The sequence below is a fragment of the Microvirga puerhi genome (assembly GCF_020089865.1).
Classification (GTDB): Bacteria; Pseudomonadota; Alphaproteobacteria; order Rhizobiales; family Beijerinckiaceae; genus Microvirga; species Microvirga puerhi.
Window position 1 is genome coordinate 91,983 of sequence record NZ_JAIRBM010000013.1, and the last position, 25,784, is coordinate 117,766.

General features: G+C 63.4%; 22 protein-coding genes and 1 riboswitch. Of the genes, 15 read left to right on the top strand and 7 right to left on the bottom strand.

Annotated features, from left to right (window positions below; genetic code table 11):
- Positions 1-21: 21 nt before the first annotated feature.
- The 6 genes from K9B37_RS16815 (at position 22) to K9B37_RS16840 (ending at position 5,505) form a co-directional block, all read left to right on the top strand.
- Positions 22-258: an acyl carrier protein gene (locus tag K9B37_RS16815; protein WP_109597860.1), complete on the top strand. Its 237-nt coding sequence runs from the start codon at positions 22-24 to the stop codon at positions 256-258.
- Between the two features lie 66 nt (positions 259-324).
- Positions 325-1,587, top strand: coding sequence for a beta-ketoacyl-ACP synthase II (gene fabF / locus K9B37_RS16820; protein ID WP_224314697.1), 1,263 nt, complete (start codon positions 325-327; stop codon positions 1,585-1,587).
- A gap of 91 nt (positions 1,588-1,678) precedes the next feature.
- A complete protein-coding gene (mltG, locus tag K9B37_RS16825; RefSeq protein ID WP_224314698.1) occupies positions 1,679-3,004 on the top strand; it encodes an endolytic transglycosylase MltG in 1,326 nt (441 codons plus the stop codon).
- Between the two features lie 77 nt (positions 3,005-3,081).
- A complete protein-coding gene (locus tag K9B37_RS16830) occupies positions 3,082-3,969 on the top strand; it encodes a YicC/YloC family endoribonuclease (protein ID WP_224314699.1) in 888 nt (295 codons plus the stop codon).
- Positions 3,966-4,622 (top strand): guanylate kinase, encoded by a 657-nt coding sequence (gmk, locus tag K9B37_RS16835; RefSeq protein WP_224314700.1) that lies wholly within the window; start codon positions 3,966-3,968, stop codon positions 4,620-4,622. The genes K9B37_RS16830 and gmk overlap by 4 nt, the downstream gene beginning before the upstream one ends.
- 128 nt (positions 4,623-4,750) lie before the next feature.
- Positions 4,751-4,902: riboswitch (FMN riboswitch) on the top strand.
- A gap of 84 nt (positions 4,903-4,986) precedes the next feature.
- Positions 4,987-5,505 carry a 6,7-dimethyl-8-ribityllumazine synthase gene (locus tag K9B37_RS16840; protein WP_224314701.1) on the top strand — a complete coding sequence of 173 codons (519 nt, stop codon included), beginning with the start codon at positions 4,987-4,989 and terminating at the stop codon, positions 5,503-5,505.
- Between the two features lie 48 nt (positions 5,506-5,553).
- Here the strand turns inward: K9B37_RS16840 and rsmA are convergent, their stop codons facing one another.
- From rsmA to lptF, 5 genes are read right to left on the bottom strand one after another with little or no spacing between them, the layout of a single operon-like run.
- On the bottom strand, positions 5,554-6,438 hold the full coding sequence (rsmA, locus tag K9B37_RS16845; protein ID WP_224314702.1) for a 16S rRNA (adenine(1518)-N(6)/adenine(1519)-N(6))-dimethyltransferase RsmA: 885 nt from the start codon (positions 6,436-6,438) through the stop codon (positions 5,554-5,556).
- The gene (pdxA, locus tag K9B37_RS16850; protein WP_224314703.1) at positions 6,435-7,454 is read right to left on the bottom strand and encodes a 4-hydroxythreonine-4-phosphate dehydrogenase PdxA; all 1,020 of its coding nucleotides are present in this window, start codon (positions 7,452-7,454) and stop codon (positions 6,435-6,437) included. Before pdxA ends, rsmA begins: the two co-directional genes overlap by 4 nt.
- The gene (locus K9B37_RS16855; RefSeq protein WP_439651746.1) at positions 7,451-10,000 is read right to left on the bottom strand and encodes an LPS-assembly protein LptD; all 2,550 of its coding nucleotides are present in this window, start codon (positions 9,998-10,000) and stop codon (positions 7,451-7,453) included. The genes pdxA and K9B37_RS16855 overlap by 4 nt, the downstream gene beginning before the upstream one ends.
- A gap of 32 nt (positions 10,001-10,032) precedes the next feature.
- Positions 10,033-11,118, bottom strand: coding sequence for an LPS export ABC transporter permease LptG (gene lptG, locus K9B37_RS16860; protein ID WP_224314705.1), 1,086 nt, complete (start codon positions 11,116-11,118; stop codon positions 10,033-10,035).
- Between the two features lie 2 nt (positions 11,119-11,120).
- Positions 11,121-12,281: an LPS export ABC transporter permease LptF gene (gene lptF / locus K9B37_RS16865; RefSeq protein ID WP_224314706.1), complete on the bottom strand. Its 1,161-nt coding sequence runs from the start codon at positions 12,279-12,281 to the stop codon at positions 11,121-11,123.
- 203 nt (positions 12,282-12,484) lie between these two features.
- Between lptF and K9B37_RS16870 the strand changes: the two genes are divergently transcribed.
- The 4 genes from K9B37_RS16870 to K9B37_RS16885 are packed head-to-tail and all read left to right on the top strand — an operon-like array spanning position 12,485 to position 16,480.
- On the top strand, positions 12,485-13,975 hold the full coding sequence (locus tag K9B37_RS16870) for a leucyl aminopeptidase (protein ID WP_224314707.1): 1,491 nt from the start codon (positions 12,485-12,487) through the stop codon (positions 13,973-13,975).
- A 58-nt stretch (positions 13,976-14,033) separates the two neighbouring features.
- Positions 14,034-14,486: a DNA polymerase III subunit chi gene (locus tag K9B37_RS16875; protein ID WP_224314708.1), complete on the top strand. Its 453-nt coding sequence runs from the start codon at positions 14,034-14,036 to the stop codon at positions 14,484-14,486.
- Between the two features lie 55 nt (positions 14,487-14,541).
- Complete coding sequence (locus K9B37_RS16880) at positions 14,542-16,098, top strand: S10 family peptidase (protein ID WP_224314709.1); 1,557 nt, start codon at positions 14,542-14,544, stop codon at positions 16,096-16,098.
- Positions 16,099-16,105: 7 nt separating this feature from the next.
- Positions 16,106-16,480, top strand: coding sequence for a hypothetical protein (locus K9B37_RS16885; protein ID WP_224314710.1), 375 nt, complete (start codon positions 16,106-16,108; stop codon positions 16,478-16,480).
- Between the two features lie 168 nt (positions 16,481-16,648).
- Here K9B37_RS16885 and K9B37_RS16890 read toward each other — a convergent pair whose 3' ends face one another.
- Complete coding sequence (locus K9B37_RS16890) at positions 16,649-18,526, bottom strand: ABC-F family ATP-binding cassette domain-containing protein (RefSeq protein ID WP_224314711.1); 1,878 nt, start codon at positions 18,524-18,526, stop codon at positions 16,649-16,651.
- A gap of 231 nt (positions 18,527-18,757) precedes the next feature.
- Here K9B37_RS16890 and K9B37_RS16895 point away from each other — a divergent pair, with 231 nt between their 5' ends.
- The 4 genes from K9B37_RS16895 to K9B37_RS16915 all read left to right on the top strand — a co-directional run bounded on the left by K9B37_RS16895 (position 18,758) and on the right by K9B37_RS16915 (position 23,727).
- On the top strand, positions 18,758-20,122 hold the full coding sequence (locus K9B37_RS16895; protein WP_224314712.1) for a nucleotide sugar dehydrogenase: 1,365 nt from the start codon (positions 18,758-18,760) through the stop codon (positions 20,120-20,122).
- A gap of 37 nt (positions 20,123-20,159) precedes the next feature.
- Positions 20,160-21,755, top strand: a complete 1,596-nt coding sequence (locus tag K9B37_RS24820; protein ID WP_305072162.1) for a Gfo/Idh/MocA family oxidoreductase — start codon at positions 20,160-20,162, stop codon at positions 21,753-21,755.
- The gene (locus K9B37_RS16910) at positions 21,755-22,909 is read left to right on the top strand and encodes a DegT/DnrJ/EryC1/StrS family aminotransferase (RefSeq protein ID WP_224314713.1); all 1,155 of its coding nucleotides are present in this window, start codon (positions 21,755-21,757) and stop codon (positions 22,907-22,909) included. Before K9B37_RS24820 ends, K9B37_RS16910 begins: the two co-directional genes overlap by 1 nt.
- A 131-nt stretch (positions 22,910-23,040) precedes the next feature.
- Complete coding sequence (locus tag K9B37_RS16915) at positions 23,041-23,727, top strand: Crp/Fnr family transcriptional regulator (protein WP_224314714.1); 687 nt, start codon at positions 23,041-23,043, stop codon at positions 23,725-23,727.
- A 28-nt stretch (positions 23,728-23,755) separates the two neighbouring features.
- On the opposite strand, the gene K9B37_RS16920 is transcribed toward K9B37_RS16915, so the two are convergent.
- Positions 23,756-24,424 (bottom strand): TetR/AcrR family transcriptional regulator, encoded by a 669-nt coding sequence (locus tag K9B37_RS16920; RefSeq protein ID WP_224314715.1) that lies wholly within the window; start codon positions 24,422-24,424, stop codon positions 23,756-23,758.
- Positions 24,425-24,565: 141 nt separating this feature from the next.
- On the opposite strand from K9B37_RS16920, the gene K9B37_RS16925 reads away from it, so the two are divergent.
- Positions 24,566-25,759, top strand: coding sequence for an HlyD family secretion protein (locus K9B37_RS16925; RefSeq protein WP_439651743.1), 1,194 nt, complete (start codon positions 24,566-24,568; stop codon positions 25,757-25,759).
- Positions 25,760-25,784: the final 25 nt, after the last annotated feature.

A 25,784-nucleotide genomic window follows, 5' to 3' on the forward strand; every position in this document is an offset into this window, starting at 1 on the left:
GCAGCCACTGAGGAAAAAACGATGAGTGACGTCGCTGATCGCGTGAAGAAGATCGTTGTCGAGCACCTGGGCGTCGACGCCGAGAAGGTGACCGACAATGCCAACTTCATCGACGACCTGGGCGCCGACAGCCTTGATACCGTCGAGCTCGTCATGGCCTTCGAGGAAGAGTTCAATGTCGAGATCCCGGACGATGCGGCCGAGACCATCGTGACGGTGGGCGACGCGATCCGCTTCCTCGAGAAGAATGCGGCCTAAGAAGGCTTTCGGGCGTCGGACGATTTCATCCGACGCCCAATTTTTGTTTGAAGGGCAGGAAACGGCATGAGGCGCGTCGTCATCACGGGACTTGGCATGGTCACTCCGCTTGGATGCGGGGTCGAGACCACATGGGCACGGATCCTGAAGGGCGAGAGCGGTGCCGGACGGATCGAAGGGTTCGAGATCGATGATCTCGCCTGTCAGATCGCCTGCCAGCTTCCCACCGGCGACGGCTCCGACGGCACCTTCAATCCGGATCAATGGATGGAGCCGAAGGAGCAGCGCAAGGTCGATCCCTTCATCATCTATGCCATGGCGGCTGCGACCCAGGCTCTCGACGATGCCGGCTGGAAGCCGACGTCTTACGAGGATCAATGCGCCTCCGGCGTTCTGATCGGATCGGGCATCGGCGGCATCGGCGGCATCTACGAGGCCTCTCAGACCCTGATCGAGCGGGGCCCGCGCCGCATCTCTCCATTCTTCATTCCCGGCCGCCTCATCAATCTGGCGGGCGGCTACGTCTCCATCGCCCATGGGCTGAAGGGGCCGAACAACGCGGTCGTCACGGCCTGCTCCACCGGCTCCCATGCCATCGGCGACGCGGCGCGCCTGATCGCCTTGGGCGATGCGGAAGTCATGGTGGCTGGTGGCACGGAATCACCGATCAACCGCCTGTCGATCGCTGGCTTCGCCGCCTGCCGGGCGCTGTCGACGAATTTCAACAACGATCCGACGCGGGCGTCGCGTCCCTACGACAAGGACCGTGACGGCTTCGTCATGGGCGAGGGGGCAGGTGTGGTGGTGCTCGAGGAATACGAGCATGCCAAGGCGCGCGGCGCCAAGATCTACGGTGAGGTGATCGGCTACGGCCTCTCGGGCGATGCCTACCACATCACCTCTCCCTCCGAGGACGGAGACGGCGCCTATCGCTGCATGGCGGCCGCGATCAAGCGCGCGGGCATCTCGGCCTCCGAGATCGATTACATCAACGCCCATGGCACCTCGACCCCGCTCGGCGACGAACTGGAACTGAAGGCGGTGGAACGGATTGTCGGTAATGCGGCCGGCAAACTCGCCATGTCCTCGACCAAGTCGGCCATCGGCCATCTCCTCGGAGCGGCCGGCGCTGTCGAAGCGATCTTCTCCATTCTGGCTATGCGGGATGGAATCGTGCCGCCGACCCTCAACCTCGACAATCCCTCCGTCGAGACGGCCATCGACCTCGTGCCCCATAAGGCGAAGAAGAAGGAGATCAACGTGGCTCTTTCGAATTCCTTCGGCTTTGGCGGCACCAACGCTTCTCTGGTCTTCCGTCGCGCAGCCTAAGCCGCGCGACGGCGTTACGGCTTTTCGCCATAATCCCCACTAGGGTGTTCTGTGGGCCGGAAATGCCGGCAGGCACCAGAAAAGCGACGTGATGTTCGGCAGAAAAAAGCACAATCTTCCCCCGGCTGACGCGGCACCCCAGGACGCCCAGCAGCCCCGCGTCGCGCCCCGCTCTCCGAGCGAAGCCATCAAGCCGATGGCGGCGCCTCCGCCTCCGCCACGGATCCGCCGCCGGCGTGGCGGCATGCTGTCCGTGTTCAGCGGTCTGCTGACGCTGTTCATTGCCGTTGCGCTTGCTGCCATCGTCGGCTTCGGCGCCATCGAGCGTGAGGTTACGGCCAAGGGTCCGCTCCAGAGCGACAAGATCGTCCTGATTCCGAAGAATACCGGCACCAACGAGATTGCAGACATCCTGAAGCAGGAAGGCGTGATCACCCAGCCGCTCCTGTTCGAGATCTATGCCCTGGTCAACCGGCAGCGCGGACAGCTCAAGGCAGGCGAGTTTCAGTTCAAGGCAGGAACCAGCATCGAGGACGCCATCGATACCCTCGTCCAAGGCAAGGCGATCCTCCATTCGGTGACGCTTCCCGAGGGCCTGACGAGCCAGCAGATCGTTGGCCGCCTATATGAGAACGACATCCTGAGCGGTGACATTCTCGAAACGCCGCGCGAGGGGACGCTGCTTCCGGACACCTACAAGTTCGAGCGCGGCACCACACGCCAGCAGATCATCAATTCGATGCAGACGGCGCATCGACAGGCTCTCACCCAGATCTGGCAGCGCCGCTCCTCCGACCTGCCTGTCAAGACGCCTCAGGAACTCGTCATCCTCGCGTCCATCGTCGAGAAGGAGACGGGCCGCGCCGACGAACGTCCGCGTGTCGCCGGCGTTTTCATCAACCGCCTCATGAAGCGGATGAAGCTGCAGTCGGATCCGACCATCGTGTACGGCCTCGTCGGCGGCAAGGGCACTCTTGGCCGTGGCATCATGAAGAACGAGATCGAGACCGCGACGCCCTACAATACTTACGTCATCGAGGGTCTGCCTCCGGGTCCCATCGCCAACCCCGGCAAGGCGGCCCTCGAGGCGGTCGCCAATCCCTCGCGGACCAAGGAACTCTACTTCGTGGCCGACGGTTCGGGTGGCCACGCCTTCGCCGATAGCTATGACCAGCATCAGCGCAACGTGACGCGCTGGCGCCAGCTCGAGAAGGCCCGTGCTGCGGAGCCCGATGTCGACCGTGTCGATCCGGATGCGGATATGCGCGGCTCGATCACGCCACCCGCAACCGGCGCTCCTGACGGGAAACGCAGCAAGGCGTTCGATGCCAGCGAAGGCACGGACAAGGATCCGCTCAAGAACAAGACCTTCGATCTGAACAGCTCCAAGACGGTTCCGGTTCTGAGCCAGCCCTGACGGCTTCGCCGCTTGTGGCGCGCCGCGGCGGCGATTATGGTCGCGCCAATTTTCAAGACGCGCCTGAGGTTCACTGCATGTCCATTGCGAGCATGACCGGCTTCGCCCGCGAAGCCGGCATTACCGGTCCTTATCAATGGGTCTGGGAGATCAAGACCGTCAACGGCCGGGGGCTCGAGGTGCGCGTGCGGACACCGGCCGGCCTCGACGCCATCGGGGAGGAGGCGCGGAGCCAGATCCTCAAGGCGCTGACTCGTGGCCAGGGACAGCTGAACCTGAGCCTCTCCCGCGCTTCGACGACGCCGAAGTTGCGGGTCAATCAGGAGGCGCTGCAATCCCTCGTGAACGCCATAGGCCAGCTCTCCCTGCCGGAGACGGTGAAGCCGGCATCCCTCGACGGTCTTTTGGCCATACGGGGTGTGGTCGAGGTCGATGAGGGTGCGACCGAACCGGGGCAGGATGAGACACTCCTTCCCGCGCTTAAGAGCGCCGTGGCGGGTCTGATCGAATCCTTGAAGACGGCGCGGCTCCAGGAGGGGCAGGCGCTCGCCGGCATTCTGCAGCAGCAGCTCGATCTGATTTCGGGCCTTGTGGACCAGGCGGAGGCGGCTCCGGCGCGTCGGCCCGAGGCGATCAGGGCGCGACTGGAGACTCAGATCGCGCAGATCCTGGAGACCGCCTCCGCGCTCGACGCGGCGCGTCTGCATCAGGAGGCCGTGCTCATCGCGGCGCGCGCCGATATCCGGGAGGAGCTCGACCGGCTGCGCGCCCATGTGGACGCCGCGCGTAGCCTAATCTCCGAAGGCGGCGCGGTCGGCCGGAGACTCGATTTTCTTGCCCAGGAATTCGGCCGCGAGGCGAACACGCTCTGTGCCAAGGCCAATGATGTGTCGCTGTCGCGGATCGGCCTTGAATTGAAGGCCGTGATCGAGCAGTTCCGCGAGCAGGTTCAGAACGTGGAATGACGGAGTTGAAAGTGATTGACCTCAAGCGACGCGGCCTGTTGCTGATCCTGTCCTCTCCATCCGGCGCCGGGAAATCGACACTGACGCGCAACCTCGTGCGTGAGGATCGGGGCATCCGTCTCTCGATCTCCGTGACGACCCGCGCCAAGCGTCCCTCCGAGATCAACGGCGTGCATTACCATTTCATCGACAGCATTCCCGATTTCGAGGAAATGCGCGATCGGAGCGATCTGCTCGAATGGGCGCAGGTGCACGGCAATTACTACGGCACGCCGCGCAAGCCGGTGGAGCAGGCTCTCGCCCGCGGCGAGGACGTGATGTTCGACATCGACTGGCAGGGCACCAAGCAGATCGTCGAGAAGATGCGCTCCGACGTGGTCAGCGTCTTCATCCTGCCGCCCTCCATGGCCGAACTGAAGGCGCGGCTGGAGCGCCGCGCGGAGGACACGCCGGAAGTGATCGCCCGGCGCTTGCGTAACGCGCGCGAAGAGATCGCTCAGTGGGGGGCCTACGATTATGTGCTCGTCAACGACGATCTCGATCGCACCTTCGGCGATCTGAAGGCGATCCTGGCAGCTGAACGTCTGCGCCGCGAGCGTCAAGTGGAACTCGGCGGCTTCATCGACGATCTGCTCGCCGCGCCTGTCGAGTAAGCGACAGCTCGCTGCTCTTTCTCGGCCCTCGCGAAGGATCGCGCCTGCGAGCGTTGATCATGCAGAACAGAATCGTTGCCAAGGAAGCGACGACGTTCTTTACTCCGTGGGCTCGCACATGATGCGAGTGATGATCTCAGGGCGGGGTGAAAGTCCCCACCGGCGGTAAATGGGGGAAGCTCCACAAGCCCGCGAGCGCTCTTCATCGATGATGAGGAGGTCAGCAGATTCGGTGCGATTCCGAAGCCGACGGTCATAGTCCGGATGAAAGAGATCGGTTGTTGCGACGGCTGCCGAAAGACGCGGCCGTATCGCCGCTTCCGCATGCCCTGATTCATGTCTCAGGCCATGAAAGGAAGCCAACATGAATCAGTCTGTCCAAACCCGAACCGCAGGTGCCCGCAATTCCACCGAGGAGGGATTGCCTCTTCCGATGCGACGGGTCGCCTTCATCCAATCCTGCTGGCACAAGGATATTGTCGACCGCTGTCGGGACGCATTCCTCCTCGCCATGGAAGAGGGTGGCCTGAATCGCGATTCCATCGATCTCTACGAAGTGCCGGGCGCTTTCGAGATTCCTCTCCTGGTCAAGAAGCTGGCGGCCAGCAGGCACTACGATGCCGTCGTGGCATCAGGTTTCGTGGTGAATGGTGGCATCTATCGCCACGAATTCGTGGCTGATGCGGTCATCTCGGGTCTGATGCGTGTCCAACTCGACACGGATATCCCCGTCTTGTCCGCAGTGCTCACGCCGCATCATTTCCATGAACACGATGCGCATCAGGCATTTTTCGCGGGCCACTTCGAGGTCAAGGGGCGCGAAGCGGCGGCTGCCTGCCTTGCCGTGATGAATCCATCATATGGGGAGCCTGTGGCGCGCTAGTGAAGCTGGGATGGCTGCGGATTCTCGCGGCCATCCTCTCAGCGATCGCTACTCTTGCGGAGGCTGTGAAGAACGGCCGCCTGAGCCCCGCACGGCATCGAGAGAGTTCGCCAGCGCGACATAGCCTGCGATCGGTACGTTCTCGGCCCTGATCGTTTCATCCAGCCCGGCGGCGGCGATGAGGGCGCTCGGGTCCGGCAGCAAAGACTTCAGGCTCTGGCGAAGCATCTTCCGACGCTGACCGAAGGCGGCTCGCGTGACGGCCTCCAGGCTCTGGACGCGGCACGGCAGGGGGGCTTGGCGCGGTGTGAGGTGGACGATGCTCGACGTGATCTTGGGAGGAGGCACGAAGGCGGAGGGCGGGACGTCGAAGAGGATCCGCGCTTCGGTCCGCCAGCCACAGAGAACGCCCAGGCGACCGTAATCCTTCGGATTCTTCTCGGTGGCGACGATCCGTTCTGCGACCTCACGCTGAAACATCAGGGTCAGCGAGGTCCACCAGGGCGGCCAGGCCTCGCCCGTGAGCCATCCGATCAGAAGGGCCGTCCCGACATTGTAGGGCAGGTTGGAGATGATCCGGACGGTGCCGTCGCCAACCAGAGGCCTCGGATCGAAGGCGAGTGCATCTGCCTCGACCACATCGAGCCGGCCCGGATAATGGGCCGCAATCTCTGCCAGGGCCGGAAGGCAGCGCGCATCCCGCTCGATGGCGATGAGCTTATGGGCCCCCGCCGCCAGAATCGCACGGGTCAGGCCGCCCGGGCCGGGACCGACTTCGATCACGGTCGCGTTCTCCAAAGGCCCCGCGGAGCGCGCGATGCGGCTCGTCAGGTTGAGATCGAACAGGAAGTTCTGCCCGAGGGACTTCTTCGCCATTAATCCATGGGCATGGACCACCTCGCGAAGCGGTGGCAGATCGTCGATCCGGCTCATCGCTCGTGCGCTCCCGCGGAGAGGTGAGCCGCAAGGCCAAGGGCCGCCATGAGGCTGTCCGGCCGCGCAAGACCCTTTCCGGCGATATCGAAGGCGGTGCCGTGATCGGGCGAGGTCCGCACGAAGGGAAGCCCCAGGGTCACGTTGACGGCGTCGTCGAAGGCGATGGTCTTGATCGGGATCAGGGCCTGATCGTGATACATGGCGAGCGCCGCATCGTAGCGGCTGCGGGCCCGTGCGTGGAACATGGTGTCCGCAGGCAGGGGCCCCGTTGCTTCGATGCCCTCCGCGCGCAGGGCCGCGATAGCGGGGGCGACGATGTCGTCGTCCTCGCGTCCCATGGTGCCGTTCTCGCCGGCATGGGGATTGAGCCCGGCCAGGGCGAGCCGCGGATGGGCGATACCGAACCGGCTCCGGAGATCACGCGCAACGATCCGCCCGGTGCGGACGATCAGGTCCGTCGTCAGGGCCATCGGAACCGATGCGAGGGGAATATGGACGGTCACGGGCACCACGGCGAGGGTCTCGCTCCACAGCATCATCACCGGATGAGGCGTATCCCCACCGTCGGACGCCAATGAGGCAAGAAACTCCGTATGACCGGGATGAGTGAACCCGGCTTGGTAGAGGACGTGCTTCGCGATCGGGTTCGTGACAACGGCGGCGCCGGCTCCGTTCCTCACCAAAGTAACGGCGGTCTCGATGGATTCGATGATTGACCGGGCGTTTGACGGGTCGGGCTTTCCGGAGTTGGCCGAAACATTCGCCAGGAGGGGGATGACCGGAAGGGCCGTGTCGAAAACCGAAACCGCTTCCTCCGGTGCGACGCTCTGAATCGGCACGTCCCAGCCGAAGGTCTCGGCGACGCGGGTCAGGAAAACGGGATCGGTGAGGATTGCGAAGGGAGGCAGGCGTGCCTCCTTACGCTGGAGCCACGCCTTCAAGGTCAGTTCGGGGCCGATGCCGGCGGGATCACCTTGCGTCAGGAGAAGCGGGCGAGACGCCGTGGCGGTCACTGGGCCGCAATGCCGTCTTGCGAAGAGGAACCGCCGTTGAGGGTCTGATTGAACGACACCTCGCCTAGGGTCTTAAGCTCGAGCCGGAGCAGAACTGTGTGATTGCGGTCCTTCTCACCCGAGGTGAGCGACACATCGCGCGGCGACACGGAATAGCTTACCGAGAAGGTCGTGCATTCGTCGATATAGCCGAGACCCAGGGACATGGAGCTGACATAGACGGAATTCTGGCGGTTGTAGACGGCCGTTGCCGGATTGACCGCAAACTGCGTCGCAAAATTGTCGCGGGCCAGGAGGTAGCGATCGAGATCGAGAAGCAGCGAGCCTGTCACGTACCAGTTCGGCGTGATGTTCCATGTTCCCGAGGTCAGGATGCCTTCGCGCCGGTGATCGAAGCCGATCTCGGGCTGAGCCGCATAGCGAGCATAGGTCAGGCTTGCCGAGAATGGGATGTACGGGTTGAAGTTCGCCGTAATGCCCGCCTCGAGGCGATTGAGATCGAAGTTGTCCTTGTCAAAGCGACCGCGCGTCACGAACGTGAAGTTCTTGTTGGGCGAGAGCTGGAACCGGCCCACATAGTCGGAGACGCGGGTGTCGAGACCGGACTCGAGGCCGGTATTCACCAGGTCTGGCTTGGCGAAGGAGTTCGTGCCGGCAAGCTGATAGGACTGGCCGAACAGGATGTTGGCGTAAAAGTCGTTCGCTCCGGTGACCGTGTACTGGATGCCTACATTGGCCCGCGTTCCGCCTTCCGCACGGTCGTAGCCGGAGAACTTGTCCCAATCGAAGAGGGACGTGTCCTCGAAGACGAGGCTCTGTGCATCCTCGTTCGGCAGTGTGCCGATCCGGGTTTCGCTCGGGCGAGCGATGATCTGGGCGATCGGTTCGATCACCTGCTTGCCCGAGGTACCCAAGCTGGCGACGAACGGGAAGCGGTATTCCAGACCGATGGCCGGCATGCCGCGGAAGGCGTAATTCTCTTCACCGCTGATGAAGTTCGGCAGCTCGTTATTCTGGAAGCCGGTGATGTCCGGCGAAACCCGGAACGCATCGCCTCGCAGGTAAGTGAAGGGCGTCCAGACCTGGCCGACGGGATCGATGAACTCACGCCGCCACGACAGGTTCAGCGACGCACGGGTCGTCGTTCCGCTGATGCCGCGCACCAGGCAGGAGCTTTTGTCGAAGATCGCGCAGGTTTCATAAAGGCCGAAGAGGAATGTGGTCGCCTTCGGAATCTGCTGATATTGAGCCGCCTGCCGCGTCAGGCTCGTGACATTGGCATCGATCGTCAGCTCGCCACCGATGCCGGCGGGCGTGATGCGCTTGTTGTAGTCGACGACCGGGGCAACGACAGGCTGCTGCTTCTGCCAGTCGGTGCTCGACAGGCCCTGGAAGTAATAGCCGCGCATGTCGAAGAACGAGCGATCTCCGAGCCCCTGAAGGTAGAGCGTCGAGATCGACTCCTTTACGTAAACCGTATTGAGGCTCTCGCTGCGGACGCGATAGTTCGTGAGGAACCACTTGTCGGACAGGAGCGCGACATCCCAGCCCCACTTCCAGCGCTCGTTGATGTAGAAGAGGCCGGTGGATTCCAGCGACCCTCGCTCCGTCCGGTCGCCCGGACCGCTGGGAGAGGGCAGGAAGGCGCCAGGATCCTGCTGAGAAATCCCCGTGGCGCGGATGTTGTAGAAGCCGTTGTCGAGTCGATGGCGCCATTCCACCTGGCCGAGGAAGCCCTGCCGGCTCAGATAGGTGGGCGTGAAGGTGAGGTCGTAGTTCGGAGCGAGGTTCCAGAAGAACGGAATCGACGCACCGTATCCGAGCGCGCTCGAATAGACGTAACGGGGCGACAGGAAGCCGGTCTTGCGCTTGACCGTCGGATCCGGCGTCCAGAAATACGGCAGATAGGCGACCGGAATTCCATAAATCTCAAGCGTCGCATCCTCGTAGTAGATGGTCTGCTCGCTGTTGTTGTGAATGATCTTCGCGGCCTTCACCTGCCAGAGCGGCGGCTTTTCCGGATTCTCCTTGCAGGGCTCGCAGGCCGTATAGGTGCCGCGCTCGAAAACGGTGGTCTCGCCCTCGGCCCGTTCGGCACGGGGGGAGGAGAAGCGAGTCGTGATCGGCACGCCGTTCTGGACGGTCTTCTGCACCACACGCAGCGAATCGATGAACCCGTTCTTGAAATCGTCCGTGAGCTCGAATCGAGATCCCGTGGTGATACCGCCATGCTCATCGGTCAGGCGGGCATTGCCTTCCGCATAGACGCGGCCGGTGTTCCGATCATAGGTGACGCGATCGGCCTGAAGGGTCCGGCCCTGGTAGTTCAGCTGGACGTCGCCGGAGGCCGAGATCGTGTTCTTGTCGTTGTTGTAGATGATTTCCTTGGCATCGACCAGGAGACGGTCGTTGCCGGAGCCGGACTGGGCCGGGCTCCCGAAGCGCTCATTCAAGGTCTGGGCAACAACAGGGGTCGACACGACGGCACAGAGAAGCGCCATCGCGACCGCAGAGATTGCGATCGTTGTCTTGACCCGAGCCATCATCACTCCTTGCAAGGCCTGTCCCTCGAGGGCCGTCAACCGTCCTCTTGGTACAATAAGGCGAGCGTCCCCAACAAGCTGCCCACGACAGCAGGGAGCCAGGCGGCGACCATCGTACTGATGATTCCGGAGGCACCAAGCTCCGCCATAAGCTCCGTGGCGACATAAAGCACGAAGCCAGCGGCGACGCCACCCAGAACCATCATCGCCACACCACCAAATCGAAAGAATCTTAACGAAACGGATGCCGCTACGAAAACCATGGCGATGAAGAGCAGCGGACGGGCCAGAAGCACATCATAATGGAGCCTGTAGGCCGTGGTGTTGAGGTCGGCTTTCTGGAGCCGGTCAATGGTCTCCTTGAGCTTCCAGAAAGGCACCGCGTCCGGATCGGTAAAGCTTTGCCGGACCTGGGACGGCTGCAAATTCGAGGCGATCATATAGCGCTCGTAGACGTGGGGCTCCTCGACAGCGGAGAGAACCCGCGCGTCCTTGATCTCCCAGTAACCCTCATGGAGCGTCGCCTCGCTCGCCTCGATTCGCTGGCTGAAGGCACCCGTATTATCGAAGGTGTAGATCGTCACCCCGGTGAGTGTCGCCGAATCGGCGAGCGATCCCTCCGCCCGGAAGATCGCCTGCCCGTCGATGCTTTTCTGGCGCAGCCACAGGGCCTTTCCGTTGGGCTGGAAGGCCTTTGCGAAGACTTTCGCCTCGATATTGGTGGCCCGCTGCTTGAGGACGGCCGAAACGGGATTGTAGACCGTGATCGACAGGACGCCGATCAGAAGGGCAACGAAGAGGCCCGGCTGCAGGAACTGCCAGGCCGAGACGCCGGCCGCGCGGGCCACCACGAGCTCGAGCTTGCGGCTGAGCTGAAGAAGGCTTGCCATGCTGCCGAAAAGGATCGCGAAAGGCATGATCTGCTCGGCAATCGCCGGGGTCCGGAAGAGGGCGAGCTGCGCCATCAGGGCCGGGGTCGCCCCCTCGGTCTCGCCCGCCCGACGCATGAGTTCGACGAAATCCAGCGTATAGGCGAGGGCAAAGACCGTAGCGAAGACGAGAAAGATCATCTTCAGGAACTGCCGGGAGAAATAGCCCCCGAGCGTCGCGCCGATCAGCATGCTCAAGCCTTCTGGAGTTTGGTGAGCCGGGAGGGGAGAAGCGCCCGGAAGAGGGCGTTCGTTCTTGCCCGGACGGCCCGCAGCGCCGATCCCTGGAAAATCAGCAGCAATGAGGTGGCGATGGCGAACAGAGGGGCGCCGTAAACGCCGATCACGGCCAAGGGCGAGCGAACGACGGCGCTGGAGGCGGCAAAGCCGGCAATGCGCAGCGCAACGACCGCCAGCACCGCGGAGGCCATGGCAAGACCACGCCCCTGACGGGTCGTGCGCGCCTCTCCGAGGGCCGCGAAGGCGATGGTCATCATGGCCAGCGGATAGAGCCAGGCCGAAAGCCGATCATGAAGCTCGGCCCTGAAGCGACCTTCCTGATATTGATAGAGAAATTCGCTCGTATCGGGAAACAGCAGCTGGGTCGTGCTGCGCTCGCGCGGCTTGTAGACGATGTCGCCGTTCTCTTCGTTGAAGGCTGCGAGATCGACCGCGTAACGTTCGAACGCCACGATCGAGGAATCGCGGCTGTTCGGCTCCTTGCGCTGAACGCTGCCTTTTTCGAGCACGAGATAGGCTTGGCCGTTCGACTCGACCGTCTGCCCGCGTTCGGCCAGATAGACGACGGCTTTGTCCTTGACCCGTTGGTCCTGCATGAAGATGCCGAGAAGCGCGTCGCCCGACCGCTCGCGATAATGGAAGGTGATTCCGTTATCGAGCGTGATGAACTGCCCTTCCTTCGCCATCGTGGCCACGAAATCGGCGCGAATCTTGGTGACGAGGTTGCGCAGTTCCTGAAAGCTTGCCGGCATCAGATAGACCGTGATGATCCCGACGACGAAGCACACGAACGCGGCGAGGACCAGAAACGGCCGGAGAAGGCGCCGCGGCGGCATGCCGGCGGCGCTCATGACGATCAGCTCCGAATCGCCGTTGAGCTTGTTCAGCGCGTAGAGGGTGGCAAGGAAAAGGGCCACCGGCGAGATCACGTTGATCAGGGCCGGCAGCGACAGGCCCGTCACCGTGAAAAAGATGAACAGGGTCTGGCCCTTGCCGGTCAGAAGATCGAGCTCGCGCAGCGCCTGCGTGATCCAGATCACGCCTGTCAGGGCGATGAGGCACGCGGCGAAGGCCGAGAAAGTGATCTTGAGAATATAGCGTTCGAGGAGTGTCATGAAGCCCATCGCGGCAGGCGCCTGGATCCTGGGTACTCTGTCACATGCCCAAAAGGCAAGTCTGGCGCATTCCAACAGCTTGAGATTGCGCCGCTTTCGCGGCAAAGCTGGGTGATCCCGAAGGCGAAATGCGTTATGTCGCCAAAGGTCGCAGCCGTCCATACCGGCTGATGGTTCGCATCGGACGATTTCGAGAGGATTTCATGGCCGAAAACATCAAGATCGACTTCCAGGCGCCTTCTGCGGTCGACGGTGGCGACGTCGTCGTGTTCGTCGGCGAGGCTCTCAAGCCGTCCCCCGCCGTTGCCAAACTGCTGGGCCAGAAGGCGGTCGATCTGATCGCGAAGGTGGCCGCGGTCGAAAACTTCAAGGGCAAGGCCAAGTCCGCCATGGCCATCGTCGCGCCCTCGGCGCTCTCCGTGGATCGCCTCGTCGTTGTCGGCCTGGGCGGGGAAAAGGACCGTGCCAGCCTCGACTGGGCACAGCTCGGCGGCTTGGTGGCGAGCAAGACGTCCGCCAAAACAGCAACCGTGATGGCTGATTTTCCCGGTATCACGGCGACCCCGGAGAACATTGCCGACATGGCCTTGGGGATCCGGCTGCGGCGCTACAGCTTCGAGCGCTACAAGACCAAGAAGGACGACACCAAGACGGAAGGAACCAGCCGCTTCGTCTTTGCCGTTTCCGCCCCGGCCGAGGTCAAAAAGGCCGCCAAGACGGCCGACGGCATTGCGGCGGGTGTGACGATCGCACGCGAACTCGTGAACGAGCCGCCGAACGTGCTGGGTCCGAAGGAGTTCGCCGCCCGGGCGGAGGCGCTGACGAAGCTCGGCGTGGAGGTCGAGATTCTCGATGAAAAGGCCATGCAGAAGCTCGGCATGCGAGCCCTGCTCGGTGTCGGACAGGGCTCGACGCGGGGCAGCCGCGTCGCCGTCATGCGCTGGAACGGCGGCAAGGCGGGTGCCCAGCCCATCGCCTTCGTCGGCAAGGGCGTGGTGTTCGATTCCGGCGGCATCTCGATCAAGCCCGGCGCGGGCATGGAGGACATGAAGGGCGACATGGCTGGTGCGGCCTGCGTCGTCGGCCTCATGCATGCGCTGGCGAGCCGCAAGGCGAAGGCGAACGTAGTCGGCGCCATCGGTCTCGTCGAGAACATGCCCGACGGCAGCGCCCAGCGCCCCGGCGACATCGTCACCACCATGTCCGGCCAGACCATCGAGATCATCAATACCGACGCTGAAGGCCGGCTCGTCCTGGCCGACGTGCTCTGGTATGTCCAGGACCGCTTCAAGCCGAAATTCATGATCGATCTGGCCACCCTGACCGGCGCGATTCTCGTGGCGCTGGCGCAGGAATATGCAGGGCTGTTCTCGAACAATGACGAGCTGGCACAGCGCATCGCCGCGGCCGGGCAGGCGACGGGCGAGCGCGTGTGGCGCATGCCGGTAGGCCCCGAATTCGACAAGATGATCGAGTCGAAATTCGCCGACATGAAGAACTCCGCCGGCCGGCAGGGCGGATCGAGCACCGCGGCGGCGCTGCTCCAGAAATTCGTCAACGACGTTCCCTGGGCGCATCTCGATATCGCAGGCACGGCCATGGGTTCGCCGCAGACGGAGATCAACCGCGGATGGAGCTCCGGCTGGGGCGTGCGCCTGCTCGACCGCCTCGTACGCGATCACTACGAGGGCTAAGGCGAGTGGAGCCGGAAAAGGGTTTTGCGGTTATCGTTGGAACCTCGTGCAGGAGCACATGACCGAGATCCTTTTCTATCATCTCCAGCAGCAGCCTCTCGAAGCGGTGTTGCCGACCCTGCTCCAGAAGACCCTGGAGCGCGGTTGGCGCGCCGTGGTGCAGGCGACGACGGAGGAGCGCCTCTCGGCTCTCGACGATCACCTGTGGACGTTCACCGACGAGAGCTTCCTGCCTCATGGGACGGACCGGGAGGCCCACGCGGCCGACCAGCCCGTCCTGATTACGCTGAGCGGCGGCAATCCCAACGGATCGCAGATCCGCTTTCTCGTCGAGGGTGCGGACCTGCCGGAGGATCTGACTGCCTATCAGCGCATCGCGATCCTGTTCGACGGCAACGACGTACAGGCTCTCGCCCTGGCGCGCGATCATTGGCGGGCCGTGAAGGAGGCGGGACATGACGCTACCTATTGGCAACAGGACGAACGCGGGCGCTGGCAGCGGAAGGCCTGACCGCCGGGAACGGAGAGTGTCTTCTTCCGTTCACCGAACTCTTCGAGGATGGATCATGATGTCTCGCAATCTGCGCCTGTCCCTGCTCGCCGCTCTGTGTTTGCCACTCCTGGCCTCGGGCATGTCCTATGCTCAGGAGCGACCAGGGCAGGGGGCTCAGGCGCCACAGGAGCAGCGGCAGCGGCCGCCAGCCGATGCGCAACGGCTTCCGCCGGAATCCGTCACCCATCATACGATCGAGCTTCCGGGCCGGACGATCCGGCTGACGGCGACGGCCGGCAGCCTGACCCTGACCGATCCGCAAGGGGCCCCTCAAGCGGAGATCGGCTTCATCGCCTATACGCAGGACGACGCGGATTCCGCGACACGCCCGGTGACCTTTGCGGTGAATGGCGGGCCGGGCGCATCCTCGGCCTATCTCAACCTTCTGGCCATCGGACCCTGGCGGCTCGCGCTTGACGGTCCGTCCATCAGCCCTTCGGCGTCTCCTACTCTGGTCCCGAATGCCGAAACATGGCTCGATTTCACCGATCTGGTGTTCATCGACCCGCCGGGCACGGGCTACAGCCGCGTCCTCGGCAATGACCAGGTGCGCGAGCGCTTCAATTCCGTGCAGGGAGATATCGACGGTCTCGCCGCCTTCGTCATGCGCTGGCTGAAGGAGAAGGGTCGCTTGCGGTCTCCGAAGTTCTTCGTCGGTGAGAGCTATGGCGGTTTCCGCGGGCCTCTCCTCGCTCACAAGCTCCAGAACGATCAGGGGATCGGATTAAACGCGCTGGTGCTCGTCTCGCCGGTCCTCGATTTCGGCTGGCTCAATCAGCGCTCGGGCGCTCCCTGGGCGGAGGCTGGCCTCCTTCCATCCTTCGCGGCATCGGTGCGCGCGCAGCGGGGGCCCGTGACCCGCGAGACCATGCAGGATGTCGAGCGCTATGCATCGGGCGAGTACATGACCGATCTCATGCGCGGCCTGCAGGATCGGGAGGCAGTCGACCGGGTCAGCCGCCGCGTCGCGGAGCTGACCGGATTGAGCCCCGACCTGACCCGGCGGCTTGCCGGCCGGATCGATGCGCGGACCTTCCAGAGGGAGTTGCGGCGTCAATCGAACGAGGTGGTGAGCGCCTACGACGCCAATGTCTACACGGCGGATCCCGAGCCCAATGCGAATGGCGCCCGGTTCGAGGACCCGGTTCTGTCCGCCATGACGGCGCCCCTGACGAGCGCGATCATCGATCATCTGACCCGGACCCTCAACTACAAGGCCGAGGGTCGGTACAATCTCCTCAACGAGAGTGTCGCCCGTGGGTGGCGCTGGGGCGGGGGACGAGACGCGCCGGAGAACACGGATGAGCTGAAGAGCGCGATGGCGCTCGATGGCTCCATGCAGGTGCTCGTCGCCCATGGCTTCACGGATCTCGTCACGCCCTATTACGCGACTCAGCTCCAGTTGAGCCAGATTCCCGATCTCGGACCTGTGCGTCGCCTGTCCCTCAAGGTTTACGACGGCGGTCACATGTTCTATTCGCGCAATGCATCGCGGCGGGCGTTCCGGGACGACGTGCAGGCGCTTTTCGACAAGGCGTTGCAGGCGCAGACCGCCGTCAAAAAGGACTGAGAACAGCATGCGCATCACGCTTGTTTCCACGCTGGTCGCCACGGCCTTCTCTCTGGGCGCCTGCAACAGCAGCCGGACCGAGTCTCCCGTCGTCGCCGCTGCGCCGGCCGCTTTGGCTCCGGTGCCGGCCGCGCTGGCCTATTCGGGCCCGGTTCTCGGTCCCGACGGTCAATGCCAGGGAGGCGCGACCGGAACGGCAACGGCAATCGAGCCGGGAATCGGCGAGTGCGATCTCGTGCGCCTCAAGGGCAAGACGCCGACCGACGTCCTCGTGGGCGAAAGCGGCAAGGGCCAGCGTGAGGTGCAGGTGCTCTATTCCGAACCTGGCGGCCGTGAACTCTACTTCTTCGTCAACAACCGCCTTGATCGGGTCGTGAAATAAGGCCTGTTACTATTATTCCGTCATTCCGGATTGCCGTCAGGCAAGTCCGGAATCCATAACCGCTGGCGGAGTAGGATAGAGTGCAGCCGAAGCCGTAGCTTCTCATCCTGAAGGGGCTGTTGTTTATGGGTTCCGGGCTCTCGCTCTCGCTCGCCCCGGAATGACGGGCTATGCCGTCGCCGCTTCGATTTCACCGCTGACACTCAGCCATTCCTCTTCGACGGCGATGAGCGTCTCGGCGGCCTCGGCCCGCATCTTGGACAGTTCCGTGGCCTTGGCAGCGTCCTTCTGGAAGGCCGTGCCGTCGGCGAGCGCCGCATCGACCTTTCCGATCACGTCGGTGAGCTTGGCCATCCGGGCTTCGAGCGTCTCGAGCTTCTTTCGTAAGGGAGCCAGCGCCACCCGCAGTTCGGCTGCCGCACGGCGCTCATCGGTGCGGGAGGGCGCAGCGCTCTGCTCCCGATCGCCCCGCCGTTCCGGCTCCAGATCGCCGGAAAGCACGAGCTGCCGGTAATCGTCCATGTCGCCGTCGAAGGGTTTCACGGTGCCGTTGCCAACGACCCACAGGCGGTCGGCGCAGGCCTCGATGAGGAAGCGATCGTGGCTGACCAAGATGACGGCGCCCGTATAGTCGTTGATCGCCTCCATCAGCGCCGTCCGGCTGTCGATGTCCAGGTGGTTCGTCGGCTCGTCGAGAATGAGCAGATGTGGGCCTTGGAAGGCCGCCAATCCCATGAGAAGGCGCGCTTTCTCGCCTCCCGACAAGGCCGAGACGGGAGTGTCCGCTTTGGCGCCCGGGAAGCCGAAGCGGGCGGCCCTGGCGCGCGCCTTGGCAACCGGCACGTCGGGCATCAGGGCCGCCACGTGCTCGTAGGCGGTGGCGGAGGGGTTCAGCTCATCCACCTGATGCTGGGCGAAATAAGCCACCTCCATTTTGGTCGGCCAGCGAATGTCGCCCTTGAGAGGAGGGAGCCGTCCGCCCACGAGCTTACAGAAGGTCGACTTACCGTTGCCGTTGGCCCCGAGCAGAGCGATCCGGTCGTCCGGCTGGATGGTGAGGTTCAGGCGGTCGAGGATCGTCCGCTCCCCATAACCGACGGCGACGCTCTCGACCGCGATGAGCGGCGGAGCGACAGGCCGCTCCGGACCTGGCAGGTCGAAGGGAAGAACCTCGTCTTCGACAATCGTCGTCACCGGTTCGAGCTTGGCTAATCTCTTGACCCGGGACTGTGCCTGGCGGGCCTTGGAGGCCTTAGCCTTGAAACGGTCGATGAAGGACTGGAGATGCTTGCGCTCTGCATCCTGTTTCGCCTTCATCTTGGCGGTCAGCTCGCGCTTCTCGGCGAGCTGCTTTGCAAACGAGGTGTAGCCGCCGCGATAGATCGTGAGCTTCCCGCGGTCGAGATGAAGGATGTGGTTCACGGAGGTGTCGAGCAGCTCCCGGTCGTGGCTGATGACCAGGACCGTATGGGGATAGCGCCCCAGATAATCATAGAGCCAGAGCGTCCCTTCGAGGTCGAGATAGTTCGTTGGCTCGTCGAGGAGCAGCAGGTCCGGGGCGGCGAACAGCACGGCGGCCAGGGCGACGCGCATGCGCCAGCCGCCCGAGAAGGACGAACAGGGACGATTCTGGGCCTCCGCATCGAAGCCGAGGCCATGGAGGATTGCGGCTGCGCGGGCCGGAGCGGAATAGGCGTCGATGTCCATCAGGCGCGTTTCGATCTCGGCGCGCCTCAGCCCGTCGGCGGTCTCGGCTTCAGCCAGAAGGGTCGTCCGCTCCTTGTCGGCGGCCAGGACGACCTCGATGAGAGTCTCGGGGCCGCCCGGAGCCTCCTGGGCCACGGCGCCGATTCTCACTCCCCGCGGGAGGGAGATCTCTCCGCTCTCGGGAGCGACCTCTCCCTGCACGATGCGAAAGAGGGTGGTCTTGCCTGCGCCATTGCGTCCCACGAGGCCGACCTTGCTGCCTGAGGGGAGGGCGAAGGTGGCCTTGTCGAGAATGATCCGGTCGCCGATGCGATAGGTCAGGTCGTTGACGTGAAGCATGGGGCCTTTTGGCTCGGAGACGCTTCCGGCGCAAGGCGGGACTTTCAGACGAGCCCGTCAAACGCCGACCAAAAGCTGAAGCTGGGCCATGGCTTTCTCTTGACTTTGATGGGTAATGCCATCACAGACACCGCCAAAATAAGGACGCTGTCTTTACCCGCTCCGCGACCGGCGGATAGTTTCGATTTCGTGGGCCAGAGGCTGCGTAAGGGGTTAGTCAGGAGCCTGAAAATGCATGCAAATCGCGCGGTGAAGACCGATGCGTCGCCCGTGAATGTTGCTGAGCTGGTTGCGAGCTTCAAGGCCCGTAAGGCACGAATCGGCATCGTCGGCCTGGGTTACGTTGGTATTCCCTTGGCCCTGGCGGCCACGAAGGCGGGCTTCACCGTCCTCGGCTTCGACATCGACGCTCCCCGCGTCGATCAGCTGAATCGGGGCGAGAGCTTCATCAAACACATTCCGGCTGCCACGATCGGCGAGGCCGTGAACAGCGGCAAGTTCCAGGCAACAGCCGATTTCGACCGCCTGGCCGAGCCGGACGCCATCCTGATCGCCGTCCCCACCCCCCTGACCCGCCACCGCGAGCCTGATCTCTCCTATGTGGAGAACACCGCGCGGGCCATCGCGCCGCGTCTGCGGAAGGGGCAGCTCGTCGTTCTCGAGTCCACCACCTATCCGGGCACGACCGACGAAGTGATCAAGCCGATCTTCGAGGCGACGGGCCTGAAGAGCGGCGAGGACTTCTTCCTGGCCTTCTCGCCCGAGCGTGAGGACCCGGGCAATCCGGATTTCGGCACCTCGACGATCCCGAAGGTCGTGGGCGGCGACGGAGCGGATGCCCTGGCCCTGGCCGAGGCGCTCTACAGCCAGCTCATCGTGAAGACCGTTCCCGTCTCGTCGGCCGCGACCGCCGAGGCCGTGAAGCTGACGGAAAACATCTTCCGTGCCGTCAATATCGCCCTCGTGAACGAGCTGAAGGTGGTCTATGCCGCCATGGGCATCGACGTGTGGGAGGTGATCGACGCCGCCAAGACCAAGCCGTTCGGCTTCATGCCGTTCTATCCCGGCCCGGGTCTCGGTGGTCACTGCATCCCGATCGACCCCTTCTATCTGACCTGGAAGGCGCGCGAGTACGATATCGCGACCCGCTTCATCGAGCTCGCCGGCCAGATCAACACCCGGATGCCGTACTACGTGGTCAACAAGCTCGCCGAGGCTGTCGATCGCAGCGGCAAGGCCTTCACCGGTTCGAAAATTCTGCTCCTCGGCATCGCCTATAAGAAGAACGTCGATGACATGCGCGAGAGCCCGTCGCTGAAGCTCATCGAGCTGATCGAAGGCCGTGGCGCGCACGTCGATTACTACGACCCCTACATTCCGGTCATTCCGCCGACCCGCGAGCACGCGGAGCTGGCCGGCCGCAAGTCGACCGCCCTCGATGCGAAGACGCTTGCAGGATACGACGCGGTCCTGATCGCAACGGATCACGACAACGTCGACTACAAGCTGGTGGTCGATCACGCCAAGGTCGTCGTGGACACACGCAATGCCTGCGTCCGCGCCGGCATCCCGGAAGGTCGGGTCATCAAGGCCTGACCTCTTTCATTTTCAAGAAAAAGAACGAACAAGGCATATGACGATGGCAAGCGATATTCGCGTAGCGGTGGTCGGTTGCGGCTATTGGGGCAAGAACCTCGTCCGCAACTTCGCCGAACTCGGGGCGCTGGAGGCTCTGGTCGATGCCCATCAGCCGACCGTCGAGGCGTTGATCGCCAAACACGGCGGGCGCGCCCTCGGTTTCGAGGCCGCCCTGGCAGATCCGGGCATTCATGCGGTTGCCATCGCGGCCCCTGCGGCGCTCCACTACAAGCTGGCGAAGCAGGCTCTCGAGGCAGGCAAGCACGTCTTCGTCGAAAAGCCGCTGGCTCTCGAAGTGAACGAGGCCAAGGAGCTCTGCGCCCTGGCCGAGCGGCTCGACCGGCGCCTCATGGTCGGCCACCTGCTCCAATATCATCCGATCTTCCTCGAGCTGAAGACGCTCGTGCGCGAGGGCAAGCTCGGACGCCTGCAATATGTCTATTCGAACCGGCTCAACCTCGGGAAAATCCGGCGGGAAGAGGACATTCTCTGGTCCTTCGCTCCGCATGACCTGTCCATGATCCTGTCGCTGATCGGCAGCGAGCCGGAGAAGGTCGAAGCGGTCGGCGGCTATTACCTGCATGATGCCATCGCCGACGTGACGACCACGCATCTCGCTTTCCCGGGCGGCGAGCGCGCGCACGTCTTCGTGTCCTGGCTGCATCCTTTCAAGGAACAGAAGCTCGTCGTCGTCGGCTCCGAGGCGATGGCCGTGTTCGACGATGGCGAGGCCTGGGACCGCAAGCTGCTGCTCTACCCGCACAAGGTGGAGTGGAAGGACAACATGCCGGTGCCGGTGAAGGCCGACGCCATTCCGGTGAGCGTGCCTCAGGACGAGCCTCTGAAGCAGGAATGCCTGCACTTCATCGAATGCGTGCGCAGCGGCGCGACCCCACGCACTGACGGACGCGAAGGCCTGCGGGTTCTCTCGGTTCTCTCGCGGGCAGCGGAATCCCTGGCTCAGGCCCGTGGCAATGGTGCTTCCACAGCGGCGCCGGCGGCGAAGCCGCGGGTCGCCAAGCATTATCCCGGCGTCACCGTTCATGAATCCGCCTATGTCGATCCCGGTGTCGAGATCGGCGAGGGGACGAAGATCTGGCACTTCAGCCACATCCTCGGCAACGTCACCCTCGGCAAGAACGTGAATATCGGCCAGAACGTCGTGATCGGCCCGAAGGTCGTGGTCGGCAACAACGTCAAGATTCAGAACAACGTCTCTGTCTACGAAGGCGTGACCCTCGAGGACGGCGTGTTCTGCGGACCGTCCTGCGTGTTCACGAACGTGAACAATCCCCGCTCCGAGATCGCCCGGAAATCCGAGTACCGGCCGACCCTGGTGAAGCGCGGCGCCTCCATCGGCGCCAATGCCACCATCGTCTGCGGGCACACTCTCGGCGAGTATTCCTTCATCGCCGCCGGTGCGGTAGTGGCGAAGGACGTTCCTGCGTTCGCGCTGATGGCCGGTGTTCCGGCCAAGCGCATTGGCTGGATGAGCCATGTGGGCGCCAAGCTCGGCCCCGACCTCGTCTGCCCTGAAACTGGCCGTCGCTACCGTGAGACCGGCCCCAACACCCTTGAGGAGATTGCGTGATGTCGGAACCGATTGCCTTCATTGACCTGGCTGCCCAGCGCAACCGCATCGGCTCCGCCATGGACGAAGCCATCCTGCGCGTCGTCAATCACGGCGGCTACATCATGGGCCCCGAGGTCAAGGCGCTGGAAGCCGATCTTTCCGCCTTCTGCGGCGCCAAGCATGTGATCTCCTGCGCCAACGGCACGGATGCGCTGCTCATGGTGCTGATGGCGAAGGGCGTGAAGCAGGGCGACGCCGTCCTCTGCCCGAGCTTCACCTTCGCCGCCACGGCGGAAGTGGTCGCGCAGGTCAACGCGACACCGATCTTCGTCGACGTTCAGGAAGATACGTTCAACCTCGACATGGTCAGCCTCGAGGCGGGCCTGAAGACCGCCAAGAAGCTCGGCCTCAACCCTGTCGGCGTGATTCCCGTCGATCTCTTCGGCCTGCCGGCCGATTACGATCCGATCGAGGCTTTCTGCAAGCGCGAGGGCCTGTGGCTCATGTGCGATGCGGCGCAGAGCTTCGGCGCGAGCTACAAGGGCCGTAACGTCGGTGTGATCGGCGATTGCACCACCACCAGCTTCTTCCCGGCGAAGCCGCTGGGCTGCTACGGCGACGGCGGCGCGATCTTCACCAATGACGACGAGCTCGCCACAATCCTGCGCTCGATCCGCGTTCACGGTCAGGGCACCGAGAAGTACGACAACGTCCGCATCGGCATGAACGGCCGTCTCGACACCATGCAGGCCGCCGTGCTGATCGAGAAGCTCAAGATCTTCGCGAGCGAGATCGAGGCACGCAACCGCGTGGCGAAGTACTACAACGACAACCTGCGCCACGTCGCTGTCGTCCCGGAGATTCCGGAGGGCTATACCTCGGTCTGGGCGCAGTACACCCTGCGGATGGCGGGCTTCAACCGCGAGCAATTCCAGGCCGATCTCAAGGCCGCGGGCGTTCCGACTGCTGTCTACTATCCGAAGCCGCTCAACCAGCAGACGGCCTACAAGGGCTATCCGGTTGCCGGCAATGGCGTGCCGGTCTCCGAGCGCCTGGCGGCTGAGGTCGTGAGCCTGCCCATGCATCCCTACCTCACCACCGAGGTGCAGGATCGGATCATCGCGGCCGTTAAGGACGCCTTGGTGAAGCAGCGCAAGGTCGCTGCCGAGTAAGATTTTCGACCAGATTTTTCGACAAAGGGCCGGGTTCTCCCGGCCCTTTCCATTTGACGTTACAATATTTGACCCTAGCTTGGCCCTAACTTACTGCTATGAAGGCAGAACGGTCGGTAAGGGGGTCGAAAATGCTGCGGCTTTCTAGCGTTCAGCTCTTCAAGGATCTGGGACTCGATCTTGCGCCCTACGAGAGCCGCGCCCATTGGCACCGGTTCGATCCGGAAGAAATCCTCGTCGACTTCGACGATCTGTCGACGGACGTCTATTTTCTCCTTGCTGGTGAAGTCCGGGTGCTCATGCGCACCGCCTCCGGCAAGGAGGTCATTCTCGACGAGATGAAATCGGGGGAGCTCTTCGGAGAATTGGCAGCTCTCGACGGAATCAAGCGCTCCGCCAACGTGACGGCGCTCACGAAGGGGGAAGCCTGCGTCATGCCGGCTCCCGTTTTCCGGGAGCTGGTCTTCTCCAATACCAAGATTGCGGAGCGCCTGTTCTGCCTCATGGCGTCGCGCATCCGCGAACTCAACGCCCGCTTCGTCGAGCAGACCGTTCTCGATCTGCGGCATCGGCTCTATTCCGAGCTCCTGCGCCTTTCCATCCCCCGGTCCGACCATCAGGGGGAGCGGGTGATCACGCCGCCGCCCTTCCATCACATCATGGCCGCGCGCATCGGTTGCCGCCGGGAACAGGTGACCCGCGAATTCACGATGATGTCTCATGAAGGTCTGATCGAGCGCACCCGGGGCGCTTTGATCCTGCGTCAGCCCGAAGTGCTCAAGGCCCGGGTCGCCGAGGCCCTGCGCGAAGATGCCTGACTTTTGTTAGAACAAGGCCTGGCTAAGCTCAGGCCTTGCTTTGCTGTGAAGAAGCCGCTTTCGGCCCATAGGCGGCAAAGAAGACCCTTAATGCGTTGTCGACATGCTTCCTGATCTCGTCCTCGGTCGGGCGCGGTCCTGCGGCGAAGAGCAGGCGGCGCATCACCGAAGACTGGCAGAGGTCGAGGAAATGCTGGGCCGCGACGGTGGTGTCCTCGATGTTCAACCGTCCGGCCTGTACCTGCCGATCGAGATAATCCTTCAGGCGGGCGATTCCCCGGCAGGGACCGGCCTCGTAGAACATCCGGCCAAGCTCCGGGAGCTTGTTCGCGGCACCGATGACCATGCGGACGGATGAGATGTGCTCCGGGTCACCCATATGGCTCATGAAGCTGACGCCGAGATGGGCCAGGACGGATCTAACATCCGGATTGTCCGCGTCGATCTGGAACAGAACCTCGGCAAGGCTCTGCTTCTTCTCGATGGTCAGGGCTGCGAACAGAGCTTCCTTGCTGCTGAAATAGACGTAAAGGGTTCCTTTCGAGACCCCCGCAGCCTTGGCGATTTCTCCCATGCTGGCGCCGTCGAAGCCTTCGGCCAGGAAGACCTGGCGGGCCCCTTCTAGAATCTGGCGGCGTTTGGCGCTGTCGCCGTCCTCAAGGACAGCCGGCTCCGGCGCGACATCGAACGTACTCATGTGTGTTTTGTCACCTCCGTCCTCCGCTTTGCCATTGACCGAACCGTTCAGTCAATCCATATAGGGGTCACTAAAGAGAGTTTCCAGTGCGCGCAGCGCTGCGGCGAAGAGAGCCGCCCGCGCACTAAGGTTTGGCAGAACATGGCATATCGCGACGAAGACAACCGTTCCAAGGGCGAGGGTCCTTCTCCGCAGGTGGACAAGGCTCCGGAGGCTACACCTGCGCCGCAGAGCGCTGCCGCAGCTCCCGCGATGACGCCGAAGGGGAAGGGCAAATCCCGGGTTGGAAAGAAGCCGATCATTCTGGCGGTCCTCCTCGCGGCCTTAGGGTTCGGCGGTTACGAAGGCTACAATTGGTGGAAGACCGGTCGCTTCATAATCTCGACCGATGATGCCTATGTGCAGGCCGATATTACCATCATGTCCGCCAAGATCTCGGGTTATATCGCGTCTGTGGCGGTGACCAACAACCAGAGCGTCAAGGCCGGCGATCTGGTCGCCAAGATCGACGACGGCGATTACCGCCTGGCCCTGCAATCCGCCAAGGACAAGCTCGCGACTCAGCAGAGCGCCGTGTCCCGTATCGGTCGCCAGATCGACGCTGCCCAGGCCTCCGTCGCCCAGGCTGAAGCCCAGGTCGCGGCCGCTCAGGCCGATGCGGAGCGCGCCGCCGGAGATTTCGCCCGCCAACAGCAGCTCGCCCAGTCCAACTATGCCAGCAAGGCCACCTACGAGACCGCCAAGGCTGAGCGTGATCGCACGCTGGCGAATGTCCGTAGCGCCGAGGCCGCGTTCTCTCTGGCCAAGGCCAATGTGGACGTGCTGTCGGCGCAGCAGGTCGAAGCGCAGCGGTCCGTTGCGGAGCAGCAGACCGCCGTCGACAAGGCGGAGCGCGACCTGTCCTTCACGGAGATCCGCGCACCCGTCGATGGCGTCATCGGCAACAAGGCCGTCGAGGTCGGCACTTATGTGCAGCCGGGCGCCCGTCTTGCGGCTCTCGTGCCGCTGCACAGCGTTCACGTGGATGCCAACTTCAAGGAGACCCAGCTTGCCGCGCTGAAGCCGGGCCAGAAGGTCCACGTGGAAGTCGATGCCTTCCCGGATTCGGACATCATCGGCACCGTCGAGAGCGTTGCGCCGGCCTCCGGTGCCGTATTCAGCCTCCTGCCGCCGGAGAATGCCACCGGCAACTTCACCAAGATCGTGCAGCGCGTTCCCGTCCGCATCACGGTCAGCGACGAGGCTGCCCAGAAGGGCATGCTGCGTCCCGGCCTGTCGGTCGTCGTCAGCGTAGACACGCGCGAATCGGCGCCGAGCCAGACCGCTCAGCGCTAACCTGAACGCAAAACGAGAAACGCCC

Coding starts and splice junctions, on each gene's coding strand:
- K9B37_RS16830 (WP_224314699.1), top strand. CDS start 3,082: ATGTCCATTGCGAGCATGACCGGCTTCGCCCGCGAAGCCGGCATTACC.
- K9B37_RS16885 (WP_224314710.1), top strand. CDS start 16,106: ATGCGCATCACGCTTGTTTCCACGCTGGTCGCCACGGCCTTCTCTCTG.
- mltG (WP_224314698.1), top strand. CDS start 1,679: ATGTTCGGCAGAAAAAAGCACAATCTTCCCCCGGCTGACGCGGCACCC.
- lptG (WP_224314705.1), bottom strand. CDS start 11,118: ATGCTGATCGGCGCGACGCTCGGGGGCTATTTCTCCCGGCAGTTCCTG.
- fabF (WP_224314697.1), top strand. CDS start 325: ATGAGGCGCGTCGTCATCACGGGACTTGGCATGGTCACTCCGCTTGGA.
- K9B37_RS16840 (WP_224314701.1), top strand. CDS start 4,987: ATGAATCAGTCTGTCCAAACCCGAACCGCAGGTGCCCGCAATTCCACC.
- K9B37_RS16915 (WP_224314714.1), top strand. CDS start 23,041: ATGCTGCGGCTTTCTAGCGTTCAGCTCTTCAAGGATCTGGGACTCGAT.
- K9B37_RS16910 (WP_224314713.1), top strand. CDS start 21,755: ATGTCGGAACCGATTGCCTTCATTGACCTGGCTGCCCAGCGCAACCGC.
- K9B37_RS16855 (WP_439651746.1), bottom strand. CDS start 10,000: ATGATGGCTCGGGTCAAGACAACGATCGCAATCTCTGCGGTCGCGATG.
- lptF (WP_224314706.1), bottom strand. CDS start 12,281: ATGACACTCCTCGAACGCTATATTCTCAAGATCACTTTCTCGGCCTTC.
- K9B37_RS16870 (WP_224314707.1), top strand. CDS start 12,485: ATGGCCGAAAACATCAAGATCGACTTCCAGGCGCCTTCTGCGGTCGAC.
- K9B37_RS16875 (WP_224314708.1), top strand. CDS start 14,034: ATGACCGAGATCCTTTTCTATCATCTCCAGCAGCAGCCTCTCGAAGCG.
- K9B37_RS24820 (WP_305072162.1), top strand. CDS start 20,160: ATGACGATGGCAAGCGATATTCGCGTAGCGGTGGTCGGTTGCGGCTAT.
- K9B37_RS16890 (WP_224314711.1), bottom strand. CDS start 18,526: ATGCTTCACGTCAACGACCTGACCTATCGCATCGGCGACCGGATCATT.
- K9B37_RS16920 (WP_224314715.1), bottom strand. CDS start 24,424: ATGAGTACGTTCGATGTCGCGCCGGAGCCGGCTGTCCTTGAGGACGGC.
- rsmA (WP_224314702.1), bottom strand. CDS start 6,438: ATGAGCCGGATCGACGATCTGCCACCGCTTCGCGAGGTGGTCCATGCC.
- K9B37_RS16815 (WP_109597860.1), top strand. CDS start 22: ATGAGTGACGTCGCTGATCGCGTGAAGAAGATCGTTGTCGAGCACCTG.
- K9B37_RS16895 (WP_224314712.1), top strand. CDS start 18,758: ATGCATGCAAATCGCGCGGTGAAGACCGATGCGTCGCCCGTGAATGTT.
- K9B37_RS16925 (WP_439651743.1), top strand. CDS start 24,566: ATGGCATATCGCGACGAAGACAACCGTTCCAAGGGCGAGGGTCCTTCT.
- gmk (WP_224314700.1), top strand. CDS start 3,966: ATGACGGAGTTGAAAGTGATTGACCTCAAGCGACGCGGCCTGTTGCTG.
- K9B37_RS16880 (WP_224314709.1), top strand. CDS start 14,542: ATGATGTCTCGCAATCTGCGCCTGTCCCTGCTCGCCGCTCTGTGTTTG.